Origin of the sequence: Nitrospira sp. (assembly GCA_005116745.1) — a bacterium.
Taxonomy (GTDB): domain Bacteria; phylum Nitrospirota; class Nitrospiria; order Nitrospirales; family Nitrospiraceae; genus Nitrospira_D.
The window spans coordinates 1-809 of sequence record SWDS01000011.1; the positions used below are offsets into that span (position 1 = coordinate 1).

Consider the following 809-nt stretch of genomic DNA (forward strand, 5'->3'; position numbering starts at 1 on the left):
CAGAATCGCTTTTATCACAGCTTTTGGTGGTGGTGTTTCACTTTTTTTCGGTTTTTTATCGGTTTGGCTGTCTTTGCCGTAATAATCGATGTGGAAGCTCAGTACATTTTTGTCATCGATGGCGTGGGTGATGGTATAGGCGTGTAGTTCTTTTTCGAATATATCTTTGGTGGTTTTAAAAGAGCCAACCGTGCCGTCAATTTGTTTGTAGCTGGCGTTGTCGTCAAAAATGGGCGTGCCAGTAAAGCCAAAAAGTTGCGCTTTCGGGAAAAATTCTTTAATGGCTTTGTGGTTTTCACCAAATTGGGAGCGGTGGCATTCGTCGAAAATAAACACAATGCGCTTGTCGCGCAGGGGATCAAGGCGTTCTTTATAAGTCAGTTTTCCCTTTTGTTTGTGATTTTGGTTGCGCTTGCTGTTTTCATCCAGCGCCAAACCGAGCTTTTGGATGGTGGTGACGATGACTTTATCGGCGTAGTCTTCCGATAACATGCGCCGTACCAGGGTTTCGGTGTTGGTGTTTTCTTCTACGCAGCCTTCCTGGAAGCGGTTGAATTCCTCACGGGTTTGGCGATCGAGGTCTTTACTGTCTACCACGAACAGGCATTTTTCAATATCCGGGTTGTCTTTAAGCAACGTGGAGGATTTGAACGAGGTGAGGGTTTTGCCGCTGCCGGTGGTGTGCCAGATGTAACCATTACCCCGGTTTTGGTGGATGCAATCGACAATGGCCTTAACCGCATAGATTTGGTACGGGCGCATGACCATCAGTTTTTGCTCGCTGGACACCAGTACCATGTAGCGACTGA

The 809-nt window shown here is 46.8% G+C and carries 1 protein-coding gene; it reads right to left on the minus strand.

Annotated elements, in window-relative coordinates:
• Positions 1-809 (minus strand): type I restriction endonuclease subunit R (locus E8D52_18570; protein ID TKB65366.1); only part of this gene is annotated, 809 nt, incomplete at both ends.